The sequence below is a fragment of the Allobosea sp. GW822-FHT05A11 genome (genome assembly GCF_058800455.1).
The window spans coordinates 70362-88731 of record NZ_JBXAMI010000005.1 but is presented as its reverse complement, the minus strand read 5'-3'; the positions used below and the strand labels follow the sequence as shown (position 1 = coordinate 88731).

At 67.2% G+C, this 18370-nt stretch carries 19 protein-coding genes; 8 read left to right on the top strand and 11 right to left on the bottom strand.

Translation table 11 applies throughout. From position 1 onward, the window contains the following. Nucleotides 1–18: 18 nt before the first annotated feature. Nucleotides 19–657, bottom strand: coding sequence for a TetR/AcrR family transcriptional regulator (locus AC1RLU_RS17450; protein ID WP_492797082.1), 639 nt, complete (start codon nt 655–657; stop codon nt 19–21). 249 nt (nt 658–906) lie between these two features. On the opposite strand from AC1RLU_RS17450, the gene AC1RLU_RS17445 reads away from it, so the two are divergent. Further along, the gene (locus AC1RLU_RS17445) at nt 907–1710 is read left to right on the top strand and encodes a glutamine amidotransferase (protein ID WP_082617262.1); all 804 of its coding nucleotides are present in this window, start codon (nt 907–909) and stop codon (nt 1708–1710) included. Next, the gene (locus AC1RLU_RS17440) at nt 1707–2948 is read left to right on the top strand and encodes an NAD(P)/FAD-dependent oxidoreductase (RefSeq protein WP_492797080.1); all 1242 of its coding nucleotides are present in this window, start codon (nt 1707–1709) and stop codon (nt 2946–2948) included. Before AC1RLU_RS17445 ends, AC1RLU_RS17440 begins: the two co-directional genes overlap by 4 nt. A 189-nt stretch (nt 2949–3137) precedes the next feature. On the opposite strand, the gene AC1RLU_RS17435 is transcribed toward AC1RLU_RS17440, so the two are convergent. The 6 genes from AC1RLU_RS17435 to AC1RLU_RS17410 form a co-directional block, all read right to left on the bottom strand. Continuing rightward, the gene (locus AC1RLU_RS17435; protein ID WP_061965726.1) at nt 3138–3923 is read right to left on the bottom strand and encodes a succinate dehydrogenase iron-sulfur subunit; all 786 of its coding nucleotides are present in this window, start codon (nt 3921–3923) and stop codon (nt 3138–3140) included. A gap of 9 nt (nt 3924–3932) precedes the next feature. After that, entirely contained in the window at nt 3933–5765 is a 1833-nt protein-coding gene (gene sdhA / locus AC1RLU_RS17430) for a succinate dehydrogenase flavoprotein subunit (protein WP_061965725.1), read from the bottom strand. A 4-nt stretch (nt 5766–5769) separates the two neighbouring features. Further along, entirely contained in the window at nt 5770–6162 is a 393-nt protein-coding gene (sdhD, locus tag AC1RLU_RS17425; protein ID WP_061965723.1) for a succinate dehydrogenase, hydrophobic membrane anchor protein, read from the bottom strand. Nucleotides 6163–6173: 11 nt separating this feature from the next. Beyond that, nucleotides 6174–6572 carry a succinate dehydrogenase, cytochrome b556 subunit gene (gene sdhC / locus AC1RLU_RS17420; RefSeq protein ID WP_492797653.1) on the bottom strand — a complete coding sequence of 133 codons (399 nt, stop codon included), beginning with the start codon at nt 6570–6572 and terminating at the stop codon, nt 6174–6176. A 154-nt stretch (nt 6573–6726) separates the two neighbouring features. Beyond that, the gene (locus AC1RLU_RS17415) at nt 6727–7788 is read right to left on the bottom strand and encodes a MaoC family dehydratase (RefSeq protein ID WP_492797078.1); all 1062 of its coding nucleotides are present in this window, start codon (nt 7786–7788) and stop codon (nt 6727–6729) included. A gap of 74 nt (nt 7789–7862) precedes the next feature. Further along, on the bottom strand, nt 7863–9575 hold the full coding sequence (locus AC1RLU_RS17410) for a serine/threonine dehydratase (protein WP_492797076.1): 1713 nt from the start codon (nt 9573–9575) through the stop codon (nt 7863–7865). 91 nt (nt 9576–9666) lie between these two features. Between AC1RLU_RS17410 and AC1RLU_RS17405 the strand changes: the two genes are divergently transcribed. Then, complete coding sequence (locus AC1RLU_RS17405; protein ID WP_492797074.1) at nt 9667–10542, top strand: HpcH/HpaI aldolase/citrate lyase family protein; 876 nt, start codon at nt 9667–9669, stop codon at nt 10540–10542. 54 nt (nt 10543–10596) lie between these two features. Here AC1RLU_RS17405 and ppa read toward each other — a convergent pair whose 3' ends face one another. Then, on the bottom strand, nt 10597–11133 hold the full coding sequence (ppa, locus tag AC1RLU_RS17400; protein WP_061965715.1) for an inorganic diphosphatase: 537 nt from the start codon (nt 11131–11133) through the stop codon (nt 10597–10599). 166 nt (nt 11134–11299) lie between these two features. Here ppa and AC1RLU_RS17395 point away from each other — a divergent pair, with 166 nt between their 5' ends. Further along, nucleotides 11300–12022 (top strand): fused DSP-PTPase phosphatase/NAD kinase-like protein, encoded by a 723-nt coding sequence (locus AC1RLU_RS17395; RefSeq protein WP_492797072.1) that lies wholly within the window; start codon nt 11300–11302, stop codon nt 12020–12022. Nucleotides 12023–12025: 3 nt separating this feature from the next. Here the strand turns inward: AC1RLU_RS17395 and AC1RLU_RS17390 are convergent, their stop codons facing one another. The 3 genes from AC1RLU_RS17390 to hmuQ all read right to left on the bottom strand — a co-directional run bounded on the left by AC1RLU_RS17390 (nt 12026) and on the right by hmuQ (nt 14503). Next, entirely contained in the window at nt 12026–13483 is a 1458-nt protein-coding gene (locus AC1RLU_RS17390) for a hypothetical protein (RefSeq protein WP_492797071.1), read from the bottom strand. A gap of 140 nt (nt 13484–13623) precedes the next feature. Further along, entirely contained in the window at nt 13624–14145 is a 522-nt protein-coding gene (gene hutX / locus AC1RLU_RS17385; RefSeq protein WP_142114109.1) for a heme utilization cystosolic carrier protein HutX, read from the bottom strand. Between the two features lie 10 nt (nt 14146–14155). After that, nucleotides 14156–14503, bottom strand: coding sequence for a heme-degrading protein HmuQ (hmuQ, locus tag AC1RLU_RS17380; protein WP_061965707.1), 348 nt, complete (start codon nt 14501–14503; stop codon nt 14156–14158). Nucleotides 14504–14863: 360 nt separating this feature from the next. On the opposite strand from hmuQ, the gene AC1RLU_RS17375 reads away from it, so the two are divergent. The 4 genes from AC1RLU_RS17375 to AC1RLU_RS17360 all read left to right on the top strand — a co-directional run bounded on the left by AC1RLU_RS17375 (nt 14864) and on the right by AC1RLU_RS17360 (nt 18366). Further along, nucleotides 14864–15823: a heme/hemin ABC transporter substrate-binding protein gene (locus AC1RLU_RS17375; protein ID WP_492797070.1), complete on the top strand. Its 960-nt coding sequence runs from the start codon at nt 14864–14866 to the stop codon at nt 15821–15823. 23 nt (nt 15824–15846) lie between these two features. Beyond that, on the top strand, nt 15847–16926 hold the full coding sequence (locus AC1RLU_RS17370; protein ID WP_492797068.1) for a FecCD family ABC transporter permease: 1080 nt from the start codon (nt 15847–15849) through the stop codon (nt 16924–16926). Next, nucleotides 16919–17743: a heme ABC transporter ATP-binding protein gene (locus tag AC1RLU_RS17365; RefSeq protein WP_492797067.1), complete on the top strand. Its 825-nt coding sequence runs from the start codon at nt 16919–16921 to the stop codon at nt 17741–17743. The genes AC1RLU_RS17370 and AC1RLU_RS17365 overlap by 8 nt, the downstream gene beginning before the upstream one ends. Before the next feature lie 110 nt (nt 17744–17853). Continuing rightward, nucleotides 17854–18366, top strand: coding sequence for a L,D-transpeptidase (locus AC1RLU_RS17360; protein WP_492797065.1), 513 nt, complete (start codon nt 17854–17856; stop codon nt 18364–18366). Nucleotides 18367–18370: the final 4 nt, after the last annotated feature.

The window sequence follows — 18370 nt, the reverse complement described above, 5'->3', positions numbered from 1 at the left end:
GTCCGGCGGGAGCAGAGATCACGGCTGCGTCTCCGTTTCGGGCAGGAGCATCGTCTGGGAAAGCTGGCGCATGCCGGTGAAGAGCGTGTCGGCGGCAGCAGCAATGTCGAAATTCGGGTCCATCGCGCGCCGGCAGAAGAATCCGTCCGCCATCATCGAGATCGCCATCAGGAAGCGGCCCTCGTCGAGCCGTGGCGGCAATTCGCCGTTGGCCTTGGCCTCGCGGATCGCTGCGGCGAGCCCCTCGATCACGGTACCCTCGATATCCGCGCACATCCGCGCCATCCCGGGGTTGCGCGCCGCTTCCGCCCAGATCTGCACGGCGATGACGGCCTTCTCGCGCGGCTGATGCACGAGATGCTTGCGGCCGAGCTCCTCGAGCTGGTCGAGCAACGAACCGTTCCGCGGGCAGAGCTTGCCGAAATCCTCCGCGATCAGGCTGCGGTCGCGTTCGGTCATCCCCTCGATGATCGCGTCCTTGGACGAGAAATAGCGATAGAGATTGCCCGGGCTCATGCTGGCTTCGGCCGCGACATCCTGCATCGTCGCGGCATGGAAACCGGCGCGCGCGAAGACGCGCTCGGCCGCATCGAGGATGCGGATATGGCGTTCGGTCAGGGCGGCAACGGGCTGCGATGCGGAAACCAGGGGCGGCATCAGGACTCGGCATGAATGAGAATGAATGTTCATTCTCATCTCAGATTAGGCAGCGCCCGTCAAGCGAATCGCCCTTGCGGCCGCCAGTGTCGCGACAGGGCCATGCAGGAATGGCCGGATCATTGCCGCATTCCCGCGAATAAATTGCTTGCTTCGTTCCGTCTGGAACCGCATGTTTGAAAGTGACCTGGCATGGCTCCGCGCGCCGTCCCTTCCGATGTCGACGCGCGAGCGACCTCGAAGTTCGTGATGAACGACCACGCCTTCCCCTTGCGTCCGGCTCGCCGCACCCGCTCCCCCCTCACCGCCCGCAGGCCGAGGCCCGCACCGAAGCCGGTGCTGGTCGTGCTGCATCAGGAGCACTCGACGCCCGGCCGCGTCGGCCGCCTGCTGCAGGCGCGCGGCCACGCGCTGGACATCCGCAAGCCGCGCTTCGGCGATCCCCTGCCGCGGACGATGCGCGAGCATGCCGGCGCCGTGATCTTCGGCGGCCCGATGGGCGCCAACGATCCCGAGGATTTCGTCAAGGCCGAGATCGACTGGATCGGCACCTGCCTGAAGGAGGACGCCGCCTTCCTCGGCATCTGCCTGGGTGCGCAGATGCTGGCGAAGCATATGGGCGCGCGGGTCTATACCCATGGCGAGGGCCGCGCCGAGGTCGGCTATTACCCGCTCGCGATCACCGAAAACGGCCACAGCCATGCTGCGGCGGCCGGTTTCACCTGGCCCGGCACGGTCTATCAATGGCACCGCGACGGCTTCGACTGCCCGAACGGGGCGGAATGCCTCGCCACCGGTGGGGATTTCCCCGTGCAGGCCATCCGCGCCGGCAGCAAGGCCTACGGCCTCCAGTTCCACCCCGAGGTGACGCCGGCGATGATGTATCGCTGGTCGGTGCGCGGCTATGAGCGCACGCTGATGCCCGGCGCACAGCTTGGCCATACCCATGTGCCCGGCTGGTTCCAGCACGATCCGGCGATCCGGCTCTGGCTCGACGCCTTCCTCGACCACTGGCTGAAGGAGCCGGCGGCAGCCGGAACAACATCGCCTTGACCCGCAAAGCTCTCGTTCTCGGCGCCGGCATGGTCGGCGTCTCCTGCGCGCTCGCGCTCCAGAAGCGCGGTATCACGGTGACGCTGATCGACCGCAAGGCGCCAGGGCGCGAAACCTCCTACGGCAATGCCGGCGTGCTCGCGGCCTCCTCGATCGCTCCACTCAACAACCCCTCGCTCTACGCCAAGATCGCCGGCTATCTCGGCAACCGCCATCCGGCGCTTAATTTGAGTTGGCGCCGCGCCTTCAGCCGGCCGGGCTGGCTGCTGCGCTTCCTCTGGGAGGCCCGCCCCTCGCAGAGGGCAGCTCGCATCGCCGCCTTGCAGGCGCTGACGGCGAGCACGGTCGAGCGCCACCGCGCCCTGATGACTGAAGCCGGCGTGTCGCACCGCCTGCGTGAGACCGGCACGCTCAAGCTCTGGCGCACCGAGGCCGGCCATGAGGCCGCCCGGGCCGAACATGATTTCCTGAAGAGCCACGGCATCGAATCGCAGGTTCTCGACCGGCAAGGCATTTCCGGCATCGAGCCCAGCCTGAACCCGATCTTCCCGGCCGGGCTCCTGATCCCCTGCGTCGGCTCGGTCGATTCCCCCGGCGCCGTCACTGAAGCTTACGCAGCGCTCTTCGCCGAGCGTGGCGGCCGGATCGAGCAGGCTGCGATCACCGGGCTCGCCCGCAACGGCACTCGCTGGCGCGCGAGCACCACTTCGGGCTCGTTCGAAGCCGATCTCGTGGTCGTCGCACTTGGCCCCTGGAGCGGCGACCTACTGAAGCCGCTCGGGATCGATCCCAAGCTCGATGTCGAGCGTGGCTATCACCGCCATCTCAAGCCGGAAGCCGGCACCGGCCTGTCGCGGCCGATCTACGATGTCGACGGCGCCTATTACATGGCGCCGATGGAGCAGGGTTTTCGCGTCACCAGCGGCGTCGATCTCTCCTTCCGCGACGCACCGGACCAGCACCGCCAGATCGACGGCGCGACCGCGGCGGCGCGTGAAGCCTTCCCGCTCGGCGAGGTCGTCGGCGAAACCTGGCGCGGCGCCCGTCCGACCTTGCCGGATTCCTTGCCGATGATCGGCGAGGCGCCACGCAATCCCGGTCTCTGGCTCGCCTTCGGCAACCAGCATATCGGCTTCTCGACCGGCCCGATCACCGGCGAGATCATCGCTTCGATGGTCTGCGGCGAGAAGCCGCCAATCGACCCGACGCCGTTCCGGCCGGGGCGCTATATCAGCTGAGAACCGCTGTCTTCCCGCACGCGCTGCAGCACGCAGTGCTGCTGCGCAGATGCGGGACCGGGCGACGAGAAGACGCCTCAATAACGAAAAAGCGCGCCCCCTCACGAGAACGCGCCTTTAGCGGAGAACGGTCCCGTGTCTGCGCAGCAGCACTGACGTGCCGCAGCGCGCACGGGATGACACGCGTCGTCAGACCTGACGCGCCACCATCATCTTCTTGACCTCCGCGATCGCCTTGGCCGGGTTCAGGCCCTTCGGGCAGGCATTCGCGCAGTTCATGATGGTATGGCAGCGATAGAGCCGGAAGGGATCTTCCAGATCGTCGAGCCGCTCGCCGGTCGCCTCGTCGCGGCTATCGATCAGCCAGCGATAGGCCTGCAGCAGCGCGGCCGGGCCGAGATAGCGGTCGCCGTTCCACCAGTAGCTCGGGCAGGAGGTCGAGCAGCAGGCACAGAGGATGCACTCGTAGAGGCCGTCGAGCTTCTCGCGGTCGTCCTTGGCCTGGCGCCATTCCTTCTCGGGAGCCGGCGTCGTCGTCTTCAGCCAGGGCTCGATCGAGGCGTGCTGGGCATAGAAGCGCGTCAGGTCCGGCACGAGATCCTTGACCACAGGCATGTGCGGCAGCGGGTAGATCGCGACCTTGCCCTTGGCCCCGCACTCGTCGATGCCGGTGGTGCAGGCGAGCCCGTTCTTGCCGTCCATGTTCATGGCGCAGGAGCCGCAGATGCCCTCGCGGCAGGAGCGGCGGAAGGTCAGCGTCGGGTCGACCTTGTTCTTGATCCAAATCAGCGCATCGAGAACCATCGGCCCGCAATCGTCGCGGTCGACATAATAGGTGTCGGTGCGCGGATTCTCGGTGTCGTCCGGGCTCCAGCGATAGACCTTGAACTCGGTCAGCTTCTTGGCGCCGGCCGGCTTCGGCCAGGCCTTGCCCTCGACGAGGCGGGAGTTCTTCGGAAGAGTGAATTCAGCCATCGGAGTTCCTCAGTACACCCGCGCCTTGGGCTTGATGTACTCGATGTCGTTGGACATCGTGTAAGTGTGCACCGGCCGGTCATCGAGCGTGATCGTCCGCTTCTCGTCGTCGATCCAGGCGAGCGTGTGCTTCATCCAGTCCTTGTCGTCGCGATTCGGATAATCCTCGCGGGCATGCGCGCCGCGGCTTTCCGGACGGTTCAACGCCGAATCCATGGTCACGACCGCCTGGGTGATTAGGTTGTCGAATTCCAGGGTCTCGATCAGGTCGGAATTCCAGATCAGCGAGCGGTCCGTGGTGCCGATATCGGTGATGCCGTTCCAGACCTCGTGGATCAGCTTGTGGCCTTCTTCCAGCGTGTCGCCCTCGCGATAGACGGCGCAGTTGTTCTGCATCGTCCGCTGCATCCGGTCGCGCAGCACCGCGGTCGGCGTGCCGCCCGAAGCGTTGCGGTACTTGTCGAGGCGTGTGAGCGCGAGGTCCGAAGAGCCCTTCGGAAGCTCAGGCTGCTTCTCGCCCGCCGTCACCGTCTCGGCGCAGCGCAGGCCGGCCGCGCGGCCGAAGACAACGAGGTCGATCAGCGAGTTCGAGCCGAGGCGGTTGGCGCCGTGGACGGAGACGCAGGCCGCCTCGCCGATCGCCATCAGGCCGGGCACCACCGTATCCGGGTCGCCGCCGACCTTGGTCAGAACCTCGCCGTGGAAGTTCGTGGGGATGCCGCCCATGTTGTAGTGCACGGTCGGCAGGACCGGGATCGGCTCGCGGGTCACGTCGACGCCGGCGAAGATCTTGGCGCTCTCCGAGATACCGGGCAGGCGCTCGTGCAGGATCTTCGGGTCGAGATGGTCGAGATGCAGGTAGATGTGGTCCTTGTCCTTACCGACGCCGCGGCCGGCCCGGATCTCCATCGTCATCGAGCGCGAGACGACGTCGCGCGAGGCGAGGTCCTTCGCTGACGGGGCATAGCGCTCCATGAAGCGCTCGCCCTCGGAATTGGTGAGGTAGCCGCCCTCGCCGCGTGCGCCCTCGGTGATCAGGCAGCCTGAGCCGTAGATGCCGGTCGGGTGGAACTGCACGAACTCCATATCCTGCATCGGCAGGCCGGCACGCAGCACCATGCCGCCGCCGTCACCGGTGCAGGTATGGGCCGAGGTGGCGGAGAAATAGGCGCGGCCATAGCCGCCGGTCGCCAGGATCGTCTGCTGGGCGCGGAAGCGGTGCAGCGTGCCGTCATCGAGCTTGAGCGCGATCACGCCGCGGCAATGGCCGTCCTCGTCCATGATCAAGTCGATGGCGAAATACTCGATGAAGAACTCGGTATTGTAGCGCAGCGCCTGGCCGTAGAGCGTGTGCAGCATGGCGTGGCCGGTGCGATCGGCCGCGGCGCATGTGCGCTGGGCCGGCGGGCCCTCGCCGAATTCGGTGGTCATGCCGCCGAAGGGGCGCTGATAGATCTTGCCGTCCTCGGTGCGCGAGAAGGGCACGCCCCAATGCTCGAGCTCGTAGACGGCGGCCGGCGCGTTGCGCACGAGATATTCGATGGCGTCCTGGTCGCCGAGCCAGTCCGACCCCTTCACGGTGTCGTACATGTGCCACTGCCAGGTGTCCTTGCCCATGTTGCCGAGCGAGGCGGCGACGCCGCCCTGGGCCGCAACGGTGTGCGAGCGGGTCGGGAACACCTTCGAGATGCAGGCGGTGCGCAGGCCCGCCTGCGAGCAGCCGACCGTGGCGCGCAGACCCGCGCCGCCGGCGCCGACGACGACGACGTCGAAGGTGTGGTCGGTGATCGGATAGGCGGTGCCGGTATAGGCCGGGACCGGACGGGATTTTGTGATCGCCATCGGATCAGCCTCCAAAAGACAGCTTCAGCACCGCGTAGACGCTGGCGGCGCCGACAGCGATGGCGAAGAAGGTGTTGGCCATGACGGCGAGGACCTTGGCCCCCTCGCCATGGATGTAATCCTCGATGACGACCTGCATGCCGATCCGCATATGGATGCAGGCCGAGAGGATGAAGAGCAGCATCAGGATCGCGACGCAGGGGTTCGACAACAGCGCGATCGCCGCCGGATAGGGCCGGCCGACCAGCGCGATGACGACACCGATGAAGATCACCGTCAGGATCAGGTTCGAGACGGCGGTGACGCGCTGCAGCCAGAAATGGCCGGTGCCGGACTTGGCGGAACCGAGGCCGCGGACGCGGCCGAGCGGGGTGCGCATCGAGGAATTGGACAGCATGGCGGGGCTCCTCAGCGCAGGACCAGGGCGACGATCCAGACCAGGACCGTCAGGCTCACCGAGGCAACGAGCGTGAACTTCGCCATGTTCATGCGCGTCTCGGGCTCGTAGCCCTTGCCCATGTCCCAGACGAAATGGCGCAAGCCCCCGACCATGTGGTGGATCAGCGAGAAGCTGTAGAGGAAGAGCACGAGCCGGCCGAGGAAGGAGCCGGCGATCGCCTGCGCCATGTCGAAGGCGGCGGGGCCGGACGCGGCGGCGACCAGCCAGGCGGCAATCAGCACCGTGCCGAGATAGAGCCCCGTGCCGGTGACGCGATGGGCGACGGACATCGCCATCGTCCAGGACCAGCGGTAGATCTGCAGGTGGGGCGAAAGCGGGCGGGCTGCGGGCTTGACCTCGGCCAATATCGTTCTCCGATCAAGCGGTCCGTCGATAGGGACGGACCCATTTGGGATCATTCTAGAGTGACTGGTTGTCTAACGAAACCGTCCCGGCGCTGCAATGCGGCATGCGCATAACGAAGTTACAGATTCTGAAAATCGTCATTTTCTTACGAAAAGCTTACCGCGGCAGCAGCACCCAATAGTCGAAATCGAGAATCACGCTCGGATCATACTGATCTCCGGCCTTCAGCGGGAAATCCGCGCAGGCGCGGTTCTTGGTCGCGGCGAGCCGGAGCCGGAGAGCCCCGACATCGCCGCGCCCCGGAATCTCGGCGCTGCCCAGCACCTCGCTCCAGGCATAGACCGTGTCGCCCGCGAAGAGCGGCGCGACATGGCGCCCGCCATTGATCGCGGCGATATGGAAGGCGTTGCCGAGCCCGTTGAAGGACAGCGCCCGCGCCAGGCTGATGACATGGCCGCCATAGATCAGGCGCTTGCCGAAACGGCTACCCTGCGCCGCGTGGGCATCGAAATGCACCCGGGCCGTATTCTGGTAGAGCCGCGTCGCAAGCTGATGCTCGGCCTCCTCGACGGTCATGCCGTCGACATGGTCGATCCGCTCGCCGACGGCATAATCGCCCCAGCGGAAGCGCGAACCGGCGAGCGCATCGTCGTAAGCCGCGAGCTCGATCCGGGGGCAACCCTCGCCGAGCTGCTCCGGCAGCACGGCCTTGGCCAGCTCCGGCACCTGCTCGGCATGAGCCGGCGTGCCCGGCTCGCGCTTGCGCACCAGCACCCAGCGCGCATAGCTCAGCACGATCTCATTGCGCTGGTTGCGGCCGATCGAGCGGACATAGACGATGCCGGCATCACCGGCGGAGGTCTGCTTCAGCCCGATCACCTCAGAGGTCGTCGAGAGCGTGTCGCCGGGATAGACCGGCCTCAGGAAGCGTCCATCGGCATAGCCGAGATTGGCGACCGCATTGAGCGAGACATCCGGCACCGTCTTGCCGAAGACGATGTGGAAGACGAGCAGGTCGTCGATCGGCGCCGTCGGATAGCCGATCGCGCCAGCGAAGGCGTCCGAGGACTGCACCGCGAAGCGCGAGCCGTAGAGCGCCGAATAGAGCGCCGCGTCGCCGGCCCGCACCGTGCGCGGCGTGGCATGGACGATGCTGTCGCCGAGGTGGAAATCCTCGAAGAAACGGCCGGAACTGGTCTTTGGCGTCGAGCCGGGCATGCATCGCCTCCTGATCGCGGGCAAGTGTGCGTTGCAACGAAGCTCCGCGTCCAGCCCCGACGAAAGGCCGAACGTCAGCCGACGATCGTAGCCAGCTTCGCCAGGTCGACATTGGCGCCGCAGACGAGCACGCCGAGCCGCTCGCCCTGCGCAGGCTTGTAGGCCCCGCAGAGCAACGCCCCCAGCGCCGCCGCCCCGCCGGGCTCGACCGCAAGGCGGAAATCGCGCCAGAGCACGCCTTGCGCCTGGGTGATCGCCGCATCCGGCACGAGCGCGACATGGTCAACGCTGTCCCTGGTCACGTCATAGACGAGCTGGCCGACATTGCGGGCGCCCAGCGAATCCGCCGCCACCGAAGCGACCTTGACCTCGACCGGCCCCTTCGCATCGAACGCCGCCTGCAGCGCACGCGATCCTTCCGGCTCGACGCCGACGACCTTGACCTTGCTCCCAGTGAACCAGCTCGCGATGCCCGAGATCAGCCCGCCGCCGCCGACCGCGACGAGCACGGTGTCGAGATCCGGTTCCTGCAAATCCCATTCACGGCCGAGCGTACCCTGGCCCGTGATGGTCTCCGCCGCAGCGAAGGGATGGATCTTGAGCGCTCCGGCCTCGCCGACGAAGCGGTCGCAGGCCGCCTGTGCATCGTCATACTGGGCACCGCCGACCACGACATCGGCGCCGAAGCGCTTGATCGCCTCGATCTTGGCGGCGGGCGAGATTTCCGGAACGAAGATCGTCGCCTTCACGGCGCGCTTCATCGCGGCATAGGCTACCGCGGCGCCATGATTACCGCCCGACGCAGCCGAGACACCGGCGGCCGGCACCGGCAGCGAGAGCAGGTTGTTGAAGGCGCCGCGCGTCTTGAACGAGCCGGCGTGCTGCAGGCATTCGAGCTTGAGCGAGACATCCGCCACGGAGCCGAAAGCCCCTGTGCCCAATCGCATCACGGGCGTGATCCGGGCATGGCCGGCGATGCGCGCAGCCGCCTCCTCGATCATCGGACGGGTGACGGGGCGTGCGCTCATGACGATATCCTGCTCAGGCTCGGACACTGGACGAAACGTCCAGATCGCAATCGGAAGACCGTGGCTATCGCGTCCCGGCGGATCGGGAAAGGGGTACCCACGCCCGGCGGCAATGTGCCGGGTGACGACCAGCGCCGCTAGCGCATCGAGAAGGTCGTCGGCTGCAGCCCCGCGCGGCGGACGGGAGTTCGCCGTCTCAGCCGGAATGCCGGCCGCCATCAGCAGGCTGCGCCGCTCGGCCATGCCCTCCGGATTGACCACGCCCTTGATCTTCTTGGGATGGACCAGCGGTGCGCCGCGCATCGTGCGGAAGGCGAGCTCGGGATGAACCTCGTAGACCCGCTCCCGCAATCCGGACTCGGAACGCAGCAAGCCGTCGATTTCGCGGATCTTCGGGAACAGGTGAAAACCCTGCTTCGAAACCTTGCGCGGCGGATCGGAGGCCGCGAGTGCCAGCGCACAGGCCTCCCAATAATCGGTTGCCTCGACCGCTCGACGCGCCGGGATCGAAAACACCGAGGATTGCCTGTCGCCCAGCAGCGCGCGCACCGCCTGCTCGGGTCCGCGCCCGGAGCCCTTCACCTGGTCGGGGAGGCCGATCGGCATGTCGACCGCGACGAGATCGGGCACGATCTCTCCTGCGAACAGATCGGCGAAGCGAGGCACAACACGGATCACCGGCGCATCCTGCCCCTCACTGGACGCGATAGCCGCGATCCAGCCGCCCTTGCAGCCATCCACCCCGGCAAGCCACGCCATCTCGTTCCCTCCGCCTTTCGCAGCGCTGGCATTGCATCTGCGTTGCTCTACTGTGCAGCGCAGCACAAGCCGGCCCGTGTCAGGAGAGACGATGAGCACGATACGCCCCCGCCGCAGCGCCCTCTACATGCCGGGTTCCAACGCCCGCGCGCTTGAGAAGGCCCGCGAGATCGCGGCCGACGTCCTGATCCTCGACCTCGAGGACGCCGTCGCTCCCGACGCCAAGGCGACAGCGCGAGAACAGGTCTGCGCCGCCGTGAAGGCCGGCGGCTATGGCCGGCGGGAGCTGGTGATCCGCGTCAACGGCACCGGCACGCCGTGGTTCACGGAGGATCTCGCCGCCGCCACGGAGGCGAAGCCGCAGGCGATCCTGATCCCGAAGGTTTCGGCGCCGGAAACCCTGCACGAGGTCGGCGGCCTGCTGAACGGCCTCTGGGCGGACCCTGCCATCGCGATCTGGGCGATGATCGAGACCCCGCTCGCCATTCTCGATGTCGAGCGCATCGCCCGTGCCGCCCGCGATCCCGTGACGCGGCTTTCCTGCTTCGTCATGGGCACCAACGACCTCGCCAAGGAGACGCGCGCCCGCTTCGTGCCCGGCCGCGCCCCGATGCTGCCCTGGCTGACGAGCGCGCTGCTGGCCGCCCGCGCCCATGGCATCGACATCCTCGACGGCGTCTATAACGACATCAAGGACGAGGCCGGTTTCCTGGCCGAATGCGAGCAGGGCCGCGATCTCGGCTTCGACGGCAGGACGCTGATCCACCCCTCGCAGGTCGCGGTCGCCAACGCGGTCTTTGCGCCTGACGAGGCCGAACTGACAAAGGCCCGGGCGGTCATCGCCGCTTTCGACCTGCCGGAGAACGCGGGCAAGGGCGCGATCCAGCTCGACGGCCGCATGGTCGAACTGCTGCATGCCGAGATGGCGCGCCGCACGGTCGCGCTGGCGGACGCGATCGCGGCCTGAAATAAAAAAGGCCGCGCTGAGCGCGGCCCTTTCAAAGCGTCTGGACGAGCGGACTCAGCCCTTCGCGGCCTTCGCCCGATCGATCGCCTCGGTGATCAGCTTCTTGGCCATGGCGGCATCGCCCCAGCCCTTGAGCTTGACCCATTTTCCGGGCTCGAGATCCTTGTAGTGCTCGAAGAAGTGCTGGATCTGGTCGAGCGTGATCTGCGGCAGGTCGGTGTAGTTGTGCACATTCTCGTAGCGCTTGGTCAGCTTCGGCACCGGCACGGCGATGATCTTCTCATCGCCGCCGGCCTCGTCCTCCATCAGCATCACGCCGATCGGCCGCACCGCGATATACGAGCCCGGCACCAGCGGGCGCGTATTGGCGACGAGCACGTCGCAGGGGTCGCCATCTTCCGAGAGCGTATGCGGGATGAAGCCGTAGTTCCCGGGATAGCGCATCGGCGTGTAGAGGAAGCGGTCGACGAAGAGCGTGCCGGCTTCCTTGTCCATCTCGTACTTGATCGGCTCGCCCCCGATCGCCACTTCGATCAGGACATTGACTTCTTCGGGCGGGTTCTTGCCGATGGAGATGGCGTCGATGCGCATGCTGGAACCTGTCGCTTAGGAATTTTCGCTTGGGAATTTTGCCGGGCCTTATGCAAGTTCGCGGCGAAAACGCCAAGCCCTTCCGTGATCGCTCATTGCCTGATGATTTGCGCCGGCGCGCCCGCGCTGCTATCCGGCGCCTCATGAACAGCCCCGAGATCAGGCCGTGCTGAGCCGCCTGCGCCCCGACGAAGAGCGCTATGCCCGCCGCATGGCCCGCATCGCCCGCTGGGACCGGCCGATCGAGGGCCGCGGCCAGCGCCTGCGCGCCTGGGCCAACATGCTGCTGGTCGACCACGGCATCTTCCGGCTCGCCTATCTCAATGCGCACCGGGTCACGCCGCGGCTCTGGCGCGCGGCCCAGCCCGCGCCCGGCCAGATTGCCGCCTTCGCGCGCAAGGGCGTCAGGACCATTGTCAACCTGCGCGGCGGGCGCGAGCACGGCTCCTGGCCGCTCCAGAAGGAGGCGTGCGAGCGCCACGGCATCAAGCTGGTCGATTTCGTGCTGCGCTCGCGTGGCGCCCCGGAGCGCGAGACCATTCTCGGTGCCAAGGCATTCTTCGAGAGTCTCAACGAGCCGGCACTGGTGCATTGCAAATCAGGCGCCGACCGGGCCGGCTTCTTCTCGGCGCTCTACCTGCTGATCCACGAAGGGCGCCCGCTCGACGAGGCGATGCGCCAGCTCTCGCTGCGCTACGGCCATTTCCGCTTCGCCAAGACCGGCATCCTCGATGCCTTCTTCGATGCTTATCGCCGCGAGGGCGAAGCGAAGGGCGTTCCGTTCCTGGAATGGGTCGAGCACGGCTACGACCCGGAGCGGCTGGAGCGCGAGTTCAAGCCGGGTCTTCTCTCCTCGCTGATCGCCGACAAGCTGATCCGCAGAGAATAACCTTCAGCGGGCTGCCCCCGAAGCGGCGAGGCCATCGGTCGGCGCTTCGGCGGAATCGTCGAGATGCAGCCAGATGAAGACGGTATGCGTCAGCGTCCGCAGGATCGAGATGGCGCCGATCGTCAACAGCAGCTCCGGCGACAATGCGCGGAACCACGCCATCGCCGCCACGATAGCGATCAGCGCGACCCCGTTGATCACAACCTGCCAGAATGGCTGGCGCGAAAGCGTCGCCACTTCCTGCAGCGGCCCGAGCACGGCAATGCCGATATAGAACGCCGCCAGCAATGCGATGACCTCACCGAGATTCTGCCACTGCGTCCCGTCCAGCCAATGATCCGCCACGAGCGAGGCCAAGGCGATGACGCCGAACAGGACCGTCGCACCGACGATCAGGCCGAGCGCCATGATTCGTGCCCAGAAACGCCGCCGCGGGCCGGCATGGGCGCGCAGGCGGTTCAGCACGAGCGGGATCGACACGGTGCCGAACATCTGGGTGGGCATGTCCAGAAGCCGCATCGACAGGGCGATCTGCGCGGCCAGCACGGTGTTGCTGGCATAGGGCAGCGCCATCAGCGGCGCGATCGCGAAGCCATAGGCCAGCAGCGCCGACGGCAGCAGCGCGCGCGGCGCATCCCGCCAGCGGATGGCTGCCTCGGCGAGGCTGCGCCATGACCACAGACCCGGCTGGACAAGTTCCGCGACCGAATCCCGTCGGCGCCGCAGAAGATAGACCGCCGCCAGCACATGCCCGAGCGCATCGGCCATGAACAGGGTCAGCGCCTTCGGCCCGAAGATCGCGATCAGGATCAGCATGATCGCCGGCTGGACCACCGCCTGCACGACATTGCTGTTGCCGATAGCGCGGAAATCCCCCTCCGCCGTCGCCTCGGACCAGAGCAAACGCAGGACCGAACGCGCCGCCAGCGAAACCAGGAAGAAGAAGGCGACGGCAGGCGCGACCCAGCCAGTCGCGGCGAGCCCGATCAGGACCAGGGTGGTGATCGCCAGGAAGGCCACTCCGACGGCAGCGGCAAGCCGGAAGGCAAGGCCAAGCCGGAAGCGATCGCTGCTCCGGAAAAACACCGCCTCCAATCGCAGGAGCGAGGCGATCGAGATGAAGTTCGCAGCCGATGAAAAGACGGCGAAAGCGGCGAAGACGAAAGGCGGGCACAGGGCGGCCGCAATGATCAGGCCCCAGACCGAGATCAGCCGGGCCTGAATGAAGCGCAGGCCGAGCAGGAGCGCCGAACCCAGATTCGAGCGCAGAGCCGGAACCCGCCTCGCCACGAACCTCCGCCCGGCCGCAATGGTCAGCTCTGGGCGGCCATGCGGCAGATGGGCCCGATCCATGGTGACATGCGCGGCCATATCGCCCCCCATCGTCGAACCGTCGGACAGCCTTTCGTCGGGCGTGGCCGCCGCGTCGCCCGAGAGCTCGCGGTCGCGCGATGCGGTCATGCCCGACGGGCCTTCTGCCGCGAAGGCTGCGTCAACATGGTTAACGATTGGTTAATTTCGCTCATGTCCGTCACTGATGCCGCTTCGCGCAGCTTGTACCGCGCGAAGCATAAACCGCACCATGGCGTTTTTTTCGCGGCTCAGGCGAATTTTGTCTTGAGCGCCTCGAACCGCGCCAGCTGGTCCGGCAGCAGTTCCCGCGCGGCATCGCGCCGCACGAAGACCTTGAACATCACCTCGCCGGAACCGTTGAAGAACTGCACCGAGCAGGCGCGCCGGCCCTGCGCGGTGGAGCGATCGACCAGATAGATCGCCCGGCAGTTCTCGGCCTTGATATGCCCGCCGATCGGGCTGTCGCCATGGATGTTGTAGTAGCCATGGCCGAAGCTGCCGACCGGCAGCGAGCCCTCGCATTCCAGCACGATGTCGGGCGTGTGCATCAGGAAGAGCACCGTCCCCCAGCTCGCCAGCTCCTTCCAGACGTCCTCGAAGCGCTCGGGTGCCACGAGCTGACGCTGCCCGGCGGGCAGGAGTTCGAGGACTGCGCGCGTCGAGACCTTGGCCTCGCGCGCGACGGCCTCGATCAGGCCGTCCGGCTTGGCCGCGAGCAGGGCGCGCGCATGCTCCATCGGGTCCTGCGCGGTGATGTCGGCGGTCGTCATCGGGTAAGCCTCACTCGGCCGCCTGGCGGGGCAGGTGCGGGTTGCTCTCGCTCAGCACGGTCTCGAAGCCCTCGAACTCGGGATGGCCGAGATACATCGGCTTCGGGCGAGGCTGACCGGCATTGCGATGCGATTCGCGGAACTGCTCGGATTTGGTCCAGGCCGTGAAATCCTCCTTCGAGGCCCAGCTCGTATGCGAGGAATAGAGCGTGTGATCCTCCTTCTCCGGCCCCTTCAGCAGGTGGAAGGAGAGGAAGCCCGGCATCTCGTCAAGCCGGGTCTTGCGCGAGGACCAGACCGTCTCGAAGGCGGCCTCCTCGCCCTTGACGACCTTGAAGCGATTCATGGCGATGAACATCGGTAAACCCTGCATCTGACGCGCCGGAGCCGGCGGAAACGAACGATGCCGCAATCGCGGCAGGGCAGCCGCCATCCGTTCGAGCGCCTCCGGAAGGAGGGCTCGACCCGGAAATGCACATGGCCGGCAGGCCACTATCCGGCGAGATCGCCCGACGAAGCCGGCCGCGCATCGGCGTTGCCCTTGACCCCTTGTAGTAAAGCCTCATATCAACGTCAATAATACTGCAAAGCAGACCTTGTTTTGAATAATTAAAAACAGGATCTACTTTGTATTGAATGATTTTAAACTGGCCACAACCTTCTTGCCTGGCGCCCGCGTCGGTAGAATCCACCGTCTGGGCCCGAACGGAGTTGCGATATGTCTGGCTCGCGCATCACCAAAGCGCATGGCGGCCTGCGGCAGCCGAACCGTCGCGAGATGACCGCAGCGCTCGCCTTGAGCGCGCTCGGCCTCGGTGGGCTCGCACTCCCCGCCGCCTTGCCGGGCGCGGCGCTTGCCCAGACGCCGGATCGCATCGTCGTCGCCGGCGGCGTCATCACCGAGGTGATCTATGCACTCGGCCTGCAGGACCGTATCGTCGGTGTCGATTCGACCAGCCAGTTCCCGGCGGAGGCGCTGAAGCAGAAGGCGAATGTCGGCTATGTCCGCGCGCTCTCGGCCGAGGGCGTGCTTTCGCTGAAGCCTTCCCTGATCATGGCGATCGATGGCGCCGGCCCTCCCGATGCCGTCTCGTTGCTGACCGAATCCGGCGTGAAGATCGCCCGCATCCATGACGGACTGACTCCGGACGGGGTCACCAGCAAGATCGCCGCGATCGGCGCCGCGATCGGCGCAGCCGCCCCGGCCGAGCGCCTGGCGGCACAGACCAAGGCGCGTTTCGACGAGCTCGCCACGCTGCGTTCCGGCATCGCCAAGAAGAAGCGCGTCCTCTTCCTGCTCTCGCTCCAGAACGGCCGCGCCATGGTCGGCGGCCGCAACAGCTCGGCCGATGGCATCATCACGCTCGCCGGCGGCATCAACGTCGCCGATGCGATCGAGGGCTACAAGCCGATGACGGACGAGGCGATCGCCGCCGCCGCGCCGGACATGGTGCTGATGATGCGCAACAGCAGCGCTCATAACACCACGCCCGACGAGCTCTTCGCGATGCCCGCCTTCGCCCAGACCCCGGCCGCGACCGGCAAGCGGCTGGTCCATATGGACGGACTCTACCTGCTCGGCTTCGGGCCGCGCACGCCGATGGCAGCGCGCGACCTGATGGCCGCGATCTACCCGGAAGCCGCCATTCCGCCGCTCAAGACCGCCGCCGCCCCGTGACCCTCGCGGCACCGTCCCCGACCATGGCTTCATCGCCCCTGACGACGCTGATCGCCGGCCGGCGCCGCACCGGCTTGCTCGCGGTTGCCGGTCTCGGCCTCGCCTGCCTGCTCCTGACCGTCGTCGCCATCGGCCAGGGGGCGATCTCGATCGCGCCAGGCCGCGTCGCCGAAATCCTGATGGCGCGGCTTTCCGGGGACACGACCTTGCTCGAGGGCCGCGATGTCCTCGTCGTCCTCAATATCCGCCTGCCGCGCGTGCTTCTCGGCCTGCTCGTCGGCGCCGGCCTCGCCGTCTCCGGCGCCCTGATGCAGGGGCTGTTCCGCAACCCGCTTGCCGATCCCGGCCTCGTCGGCGTCTCCAGCGGCGCGGCACTGGCGGCAGCCACCACCATCGTGCTGGGCGACCGCTTGCTCGCCGGCACGATGATGAAGCTGCCCTTCGCCGCCCTGCCGGCCGGCGCGTTCTGCGGAGGGCTGATCTCGACGCTGGCGCTCTATCTCATCGCCACCCGCGGCGGCCGCACCTCGGTCGCCACGATGCTGCTGGCCGGCGTCGCGCTCGGTGCGCTCGCGGGCGCGCTGACCGGCCTGCTCGCCTTCATGTCGGACGACCGGCAATTGCGCGACCTGACCTTCTGGTCGCTCGGCAGCCTCGGCGGCGCGAGCTGGACGAAGCTGACGGTGGTCGCGCCGATCATCCTGCCGTTGCTTCTCCTGATGCCGCTGCTGGCGCACGGCCTGAACGGACTGATGCTCGGCGAGGCCGAGGCCTACCATCTCGGCATCCCCGTCCAGCGCATCAAGGCGCTGGCGATCCTGCTGGTCGCGCTCGCCGTCGGCGCCAGCGTCGCCACGGCCGGTCTGATCGGCTTCGTCGGCATCGTCGTGCCGCATCTGATCCGGCTCTGCGTCGGCCCGGACCATCGCCTGCTGCTGCCGCTCTCGGCCTTGGGCGGTGCGATGCTGCTGGTCGGCGCCGATATCGTCGCGCGCCTGATCGTCGTCCCCGCCGAACTGCCGATCGGCATCGTCACCGCCACGATCGGCGCGCCCTTCTTCCTCTGGCTGCTCTTGCGCCGCACGAGCCTGATCGATGTCTGACGCGAACCCGATCCTCTCCGGCCATGGCGTCAGCTTCCTCGCCAGCGGGCGCAAGCTCGTCAGCGATGCCAGCCTCGAGCTCACCGGGGGCACAACGACCATCCTGATCGGCCCCAACGGCGCCGGCAAATCGACCCTGCTCAAGCTGCTGACCGGCGAGCTCAAGCCGGCCGGCGGCGATATCCGCATCGCCGACGAACCGCTCGCGGCGGTGCCGGCCTGGCGTCTCGCCTGCCTGCGTTCCGTGATGGCCCAGCATGCCCGCCTCGCCTTCCCCTTCAGCGTCTACGAGGTCGCGAGCCTCGGCGTCGACGGCATCGGCCGGGCCCTGACCCGCCAGCGGCGCGAGGCGATCGTCGCCGAGAGCCTCACTGCCGCCGGCGTGATCGATCTCGCCGGGCGGCGTTATCAGACGCTCTCCGGCGGCGAGCAGCAGCGCGTGCAGTTCGCCCGCGTGCTCTGCCAGCTCGAAGCCGGCCGCAGCGTCGCGCAGCGGCAGGTGCTGTTCCTCGACGAGCCGATCGCCAGCCTCGATCTTTGCCACCAGCTCGCTTTGCTCGACATGGCCCGCGCCATCGCAGCCCGCGGCGTTGCGGTCCTGATCGTGCTGCATGACCTCAATCTCTCCGTGACCTATGCCGACCATCTCGTCGTGATGGATCAGGGCCGGATCATCGCGCAGGGCCCGCCGGCCAGGACACTGGACGACGCGCTGCTGCGCCAGGTCTTCAAGGTCGACCTGACACTGAGCCGCGCGCCCGCGCCCGGCTTGCCCTTCCTGCTGCCGCAGCAGCACCGGGCTCGGCCGGCGGCCTAAAGCGCTGATTCACCGGTGATTCATCCTGAATCATCGCTTCACCATATCGCTCAACCCGCGCTTCACGGCTGCGGCGGCACAACTCCCGCAGTTTCCAGGGAGTTCCAGACATGTTCCGGCATATCGCTGTCGCGACCCTTGCCCTGTCGGCCGCCATTGCGGCTGCGCTACCTGCGCAGGCCCGCGAGGTCGTCGGAATGCGCGACGGGCGCTTCGACCCCGGCACCATCGTGATCCGCACCGGCGAGCGGAAGCTCTACTACGTCGTCTCGCCCGGCGAGGCGATCCGCTACACCATCGCCGTCGGCAAGGCCGGCAAGCAGTGGCGCGGCGTCAAATATGTCGAGGAACTTCAGGTCGATCCGGCCTGGGCGCCGCCGGCCGAGGTCAAGCGCGACAATCCCCGCCTGCCCGACGTCATTCCCGGCGGCTCGCCGCGCAACCCGATGGGCGCGCGCGTCATCGGCCTCGGTCCCGGCGGGCAATACGCGATCCACGGCACCAACGTGCCGAACACCGTCGGCAAGGCCGCATCCTATGGCTGCTTCCGCATGCACAACCAGGACGTGATCGACCTTTACGCACGCGTCCAGATGGGAACGCCGGTCGTCGTCCTGCCCTGATCCT

Bases quoted from the DNA above. Each gene is read 5' to 3' on its own strand.
- hutX (WP_142114109.1), bottom strand. From the start codon at position 14,145: ATGACGACCGCCGACATCACCGCGCAGGACCCGATGGAGCATGCGCGC.
- AC1RLU_RS17415 (WP_492797078.1), bottom strand. From the start codon at position 7,788: ATGCCCGGCTCGACGCCAAAGACCAGTTCCGGCCGTTTCTTCGAGGAT.
- AC1RLU_RS17365 (WP_492797067.1), top strand. From the start codon at position 16,919: ATGTCTGACGCGAACCCGATCCTCTCCGGCCATGGCGTCAGCTTCCTC.
- AC1RLU_RS17410 (WP_492797076.1), bottom strand. From the start codon at position 9,575: ATGGCGTGGCTTGCCGGGGTGGATGGCTGCAAGGGCGGCTGGATCGCG.
- AC1RLU_RS17445 (WP_082617262.1), top strand. From the start codon at position 907: ATGAACGACCACGCCTTCCCCTTGCGTCCGGCTCGCCGCACCCGCTCC.
- AC1RLU_RS17375 (WP_492797070.1), top strand. From the start codon at position 14,864: ATGTCTGGCTCGCGCATCACCAAAGCGCATGGCGGCCTGCGGCAGCCG.
- sdhD (WP_061965723.1), bottom strand. From the start codon at position 6,162: ATGCTGTCCAATTCCTCGATGCGCACCCCGCTCGGCCGCGTCCGCGGC.
- ppa (WP_061965715.1), bottom strand. From the start codon at position 11,133: ATGCGCATCGACGCCATCTCCATCGGCAAGAACCCGCCCGAAGAAGTC.
- AC1RLU_RS17450 (WP_492797082.1), bottom strand. From the start codon at position 657: ATGCCGCCCCTGGTTTCCGCATCGCAGCCCGTTGCCGCCCTGACCGAA.
- AC1RLU_RS17405 (WP_492797074.1), top strand. From the start codon at position 9,667: ATGAGCACGATACGCCCCCGCCGCAGCGCCCTCTACATGCCGGGTTCC.
- AC1RLU_RS17390 (WP_492797071.1), bottom strand. From the start codon at position 13,483: ATGACCGCATCGCGCGACCGCGAGCTCTCGGGCGACGCGGCGGCCACG.
- AC1RLU_RS17435 (WP_061965726.1), bottom strand. From the start codon at position 3,923: ATGGCTGAATTCACTCTTCCGAAGAACTCCCGCCTCGTCGAGGGCAAG.
- sdhA (WP_061965725.1), bottom strand. From the start codon at position 5,765: ATGGCGATCACAAAATCCCGTCCGGTCCCGGCCTATACCGGCACCGCC.
- hmuQ (WP_061965707.1), bottom strand. From the start codon at position 14,503: ATGTTCATCGCCATGAATCGCTTCAAGGTCGTCAAGGGCGAGGAGGCC.
- AC1RLU_RS17370 (WP_492797068.1), top strand. From the start codon at position 15,847: ATGGCTTCATCGCCCCTGACGACGCTGATCGCCGGCCGGCGCCGCACC.
- AC1RLU_RS17360 (WP_492797065.1), top strand. From the start codon at position 17,854: ATGTTCCGGCATATCGCTGTCGCGACCCTTGCCCTGTCGGCCGCCATT.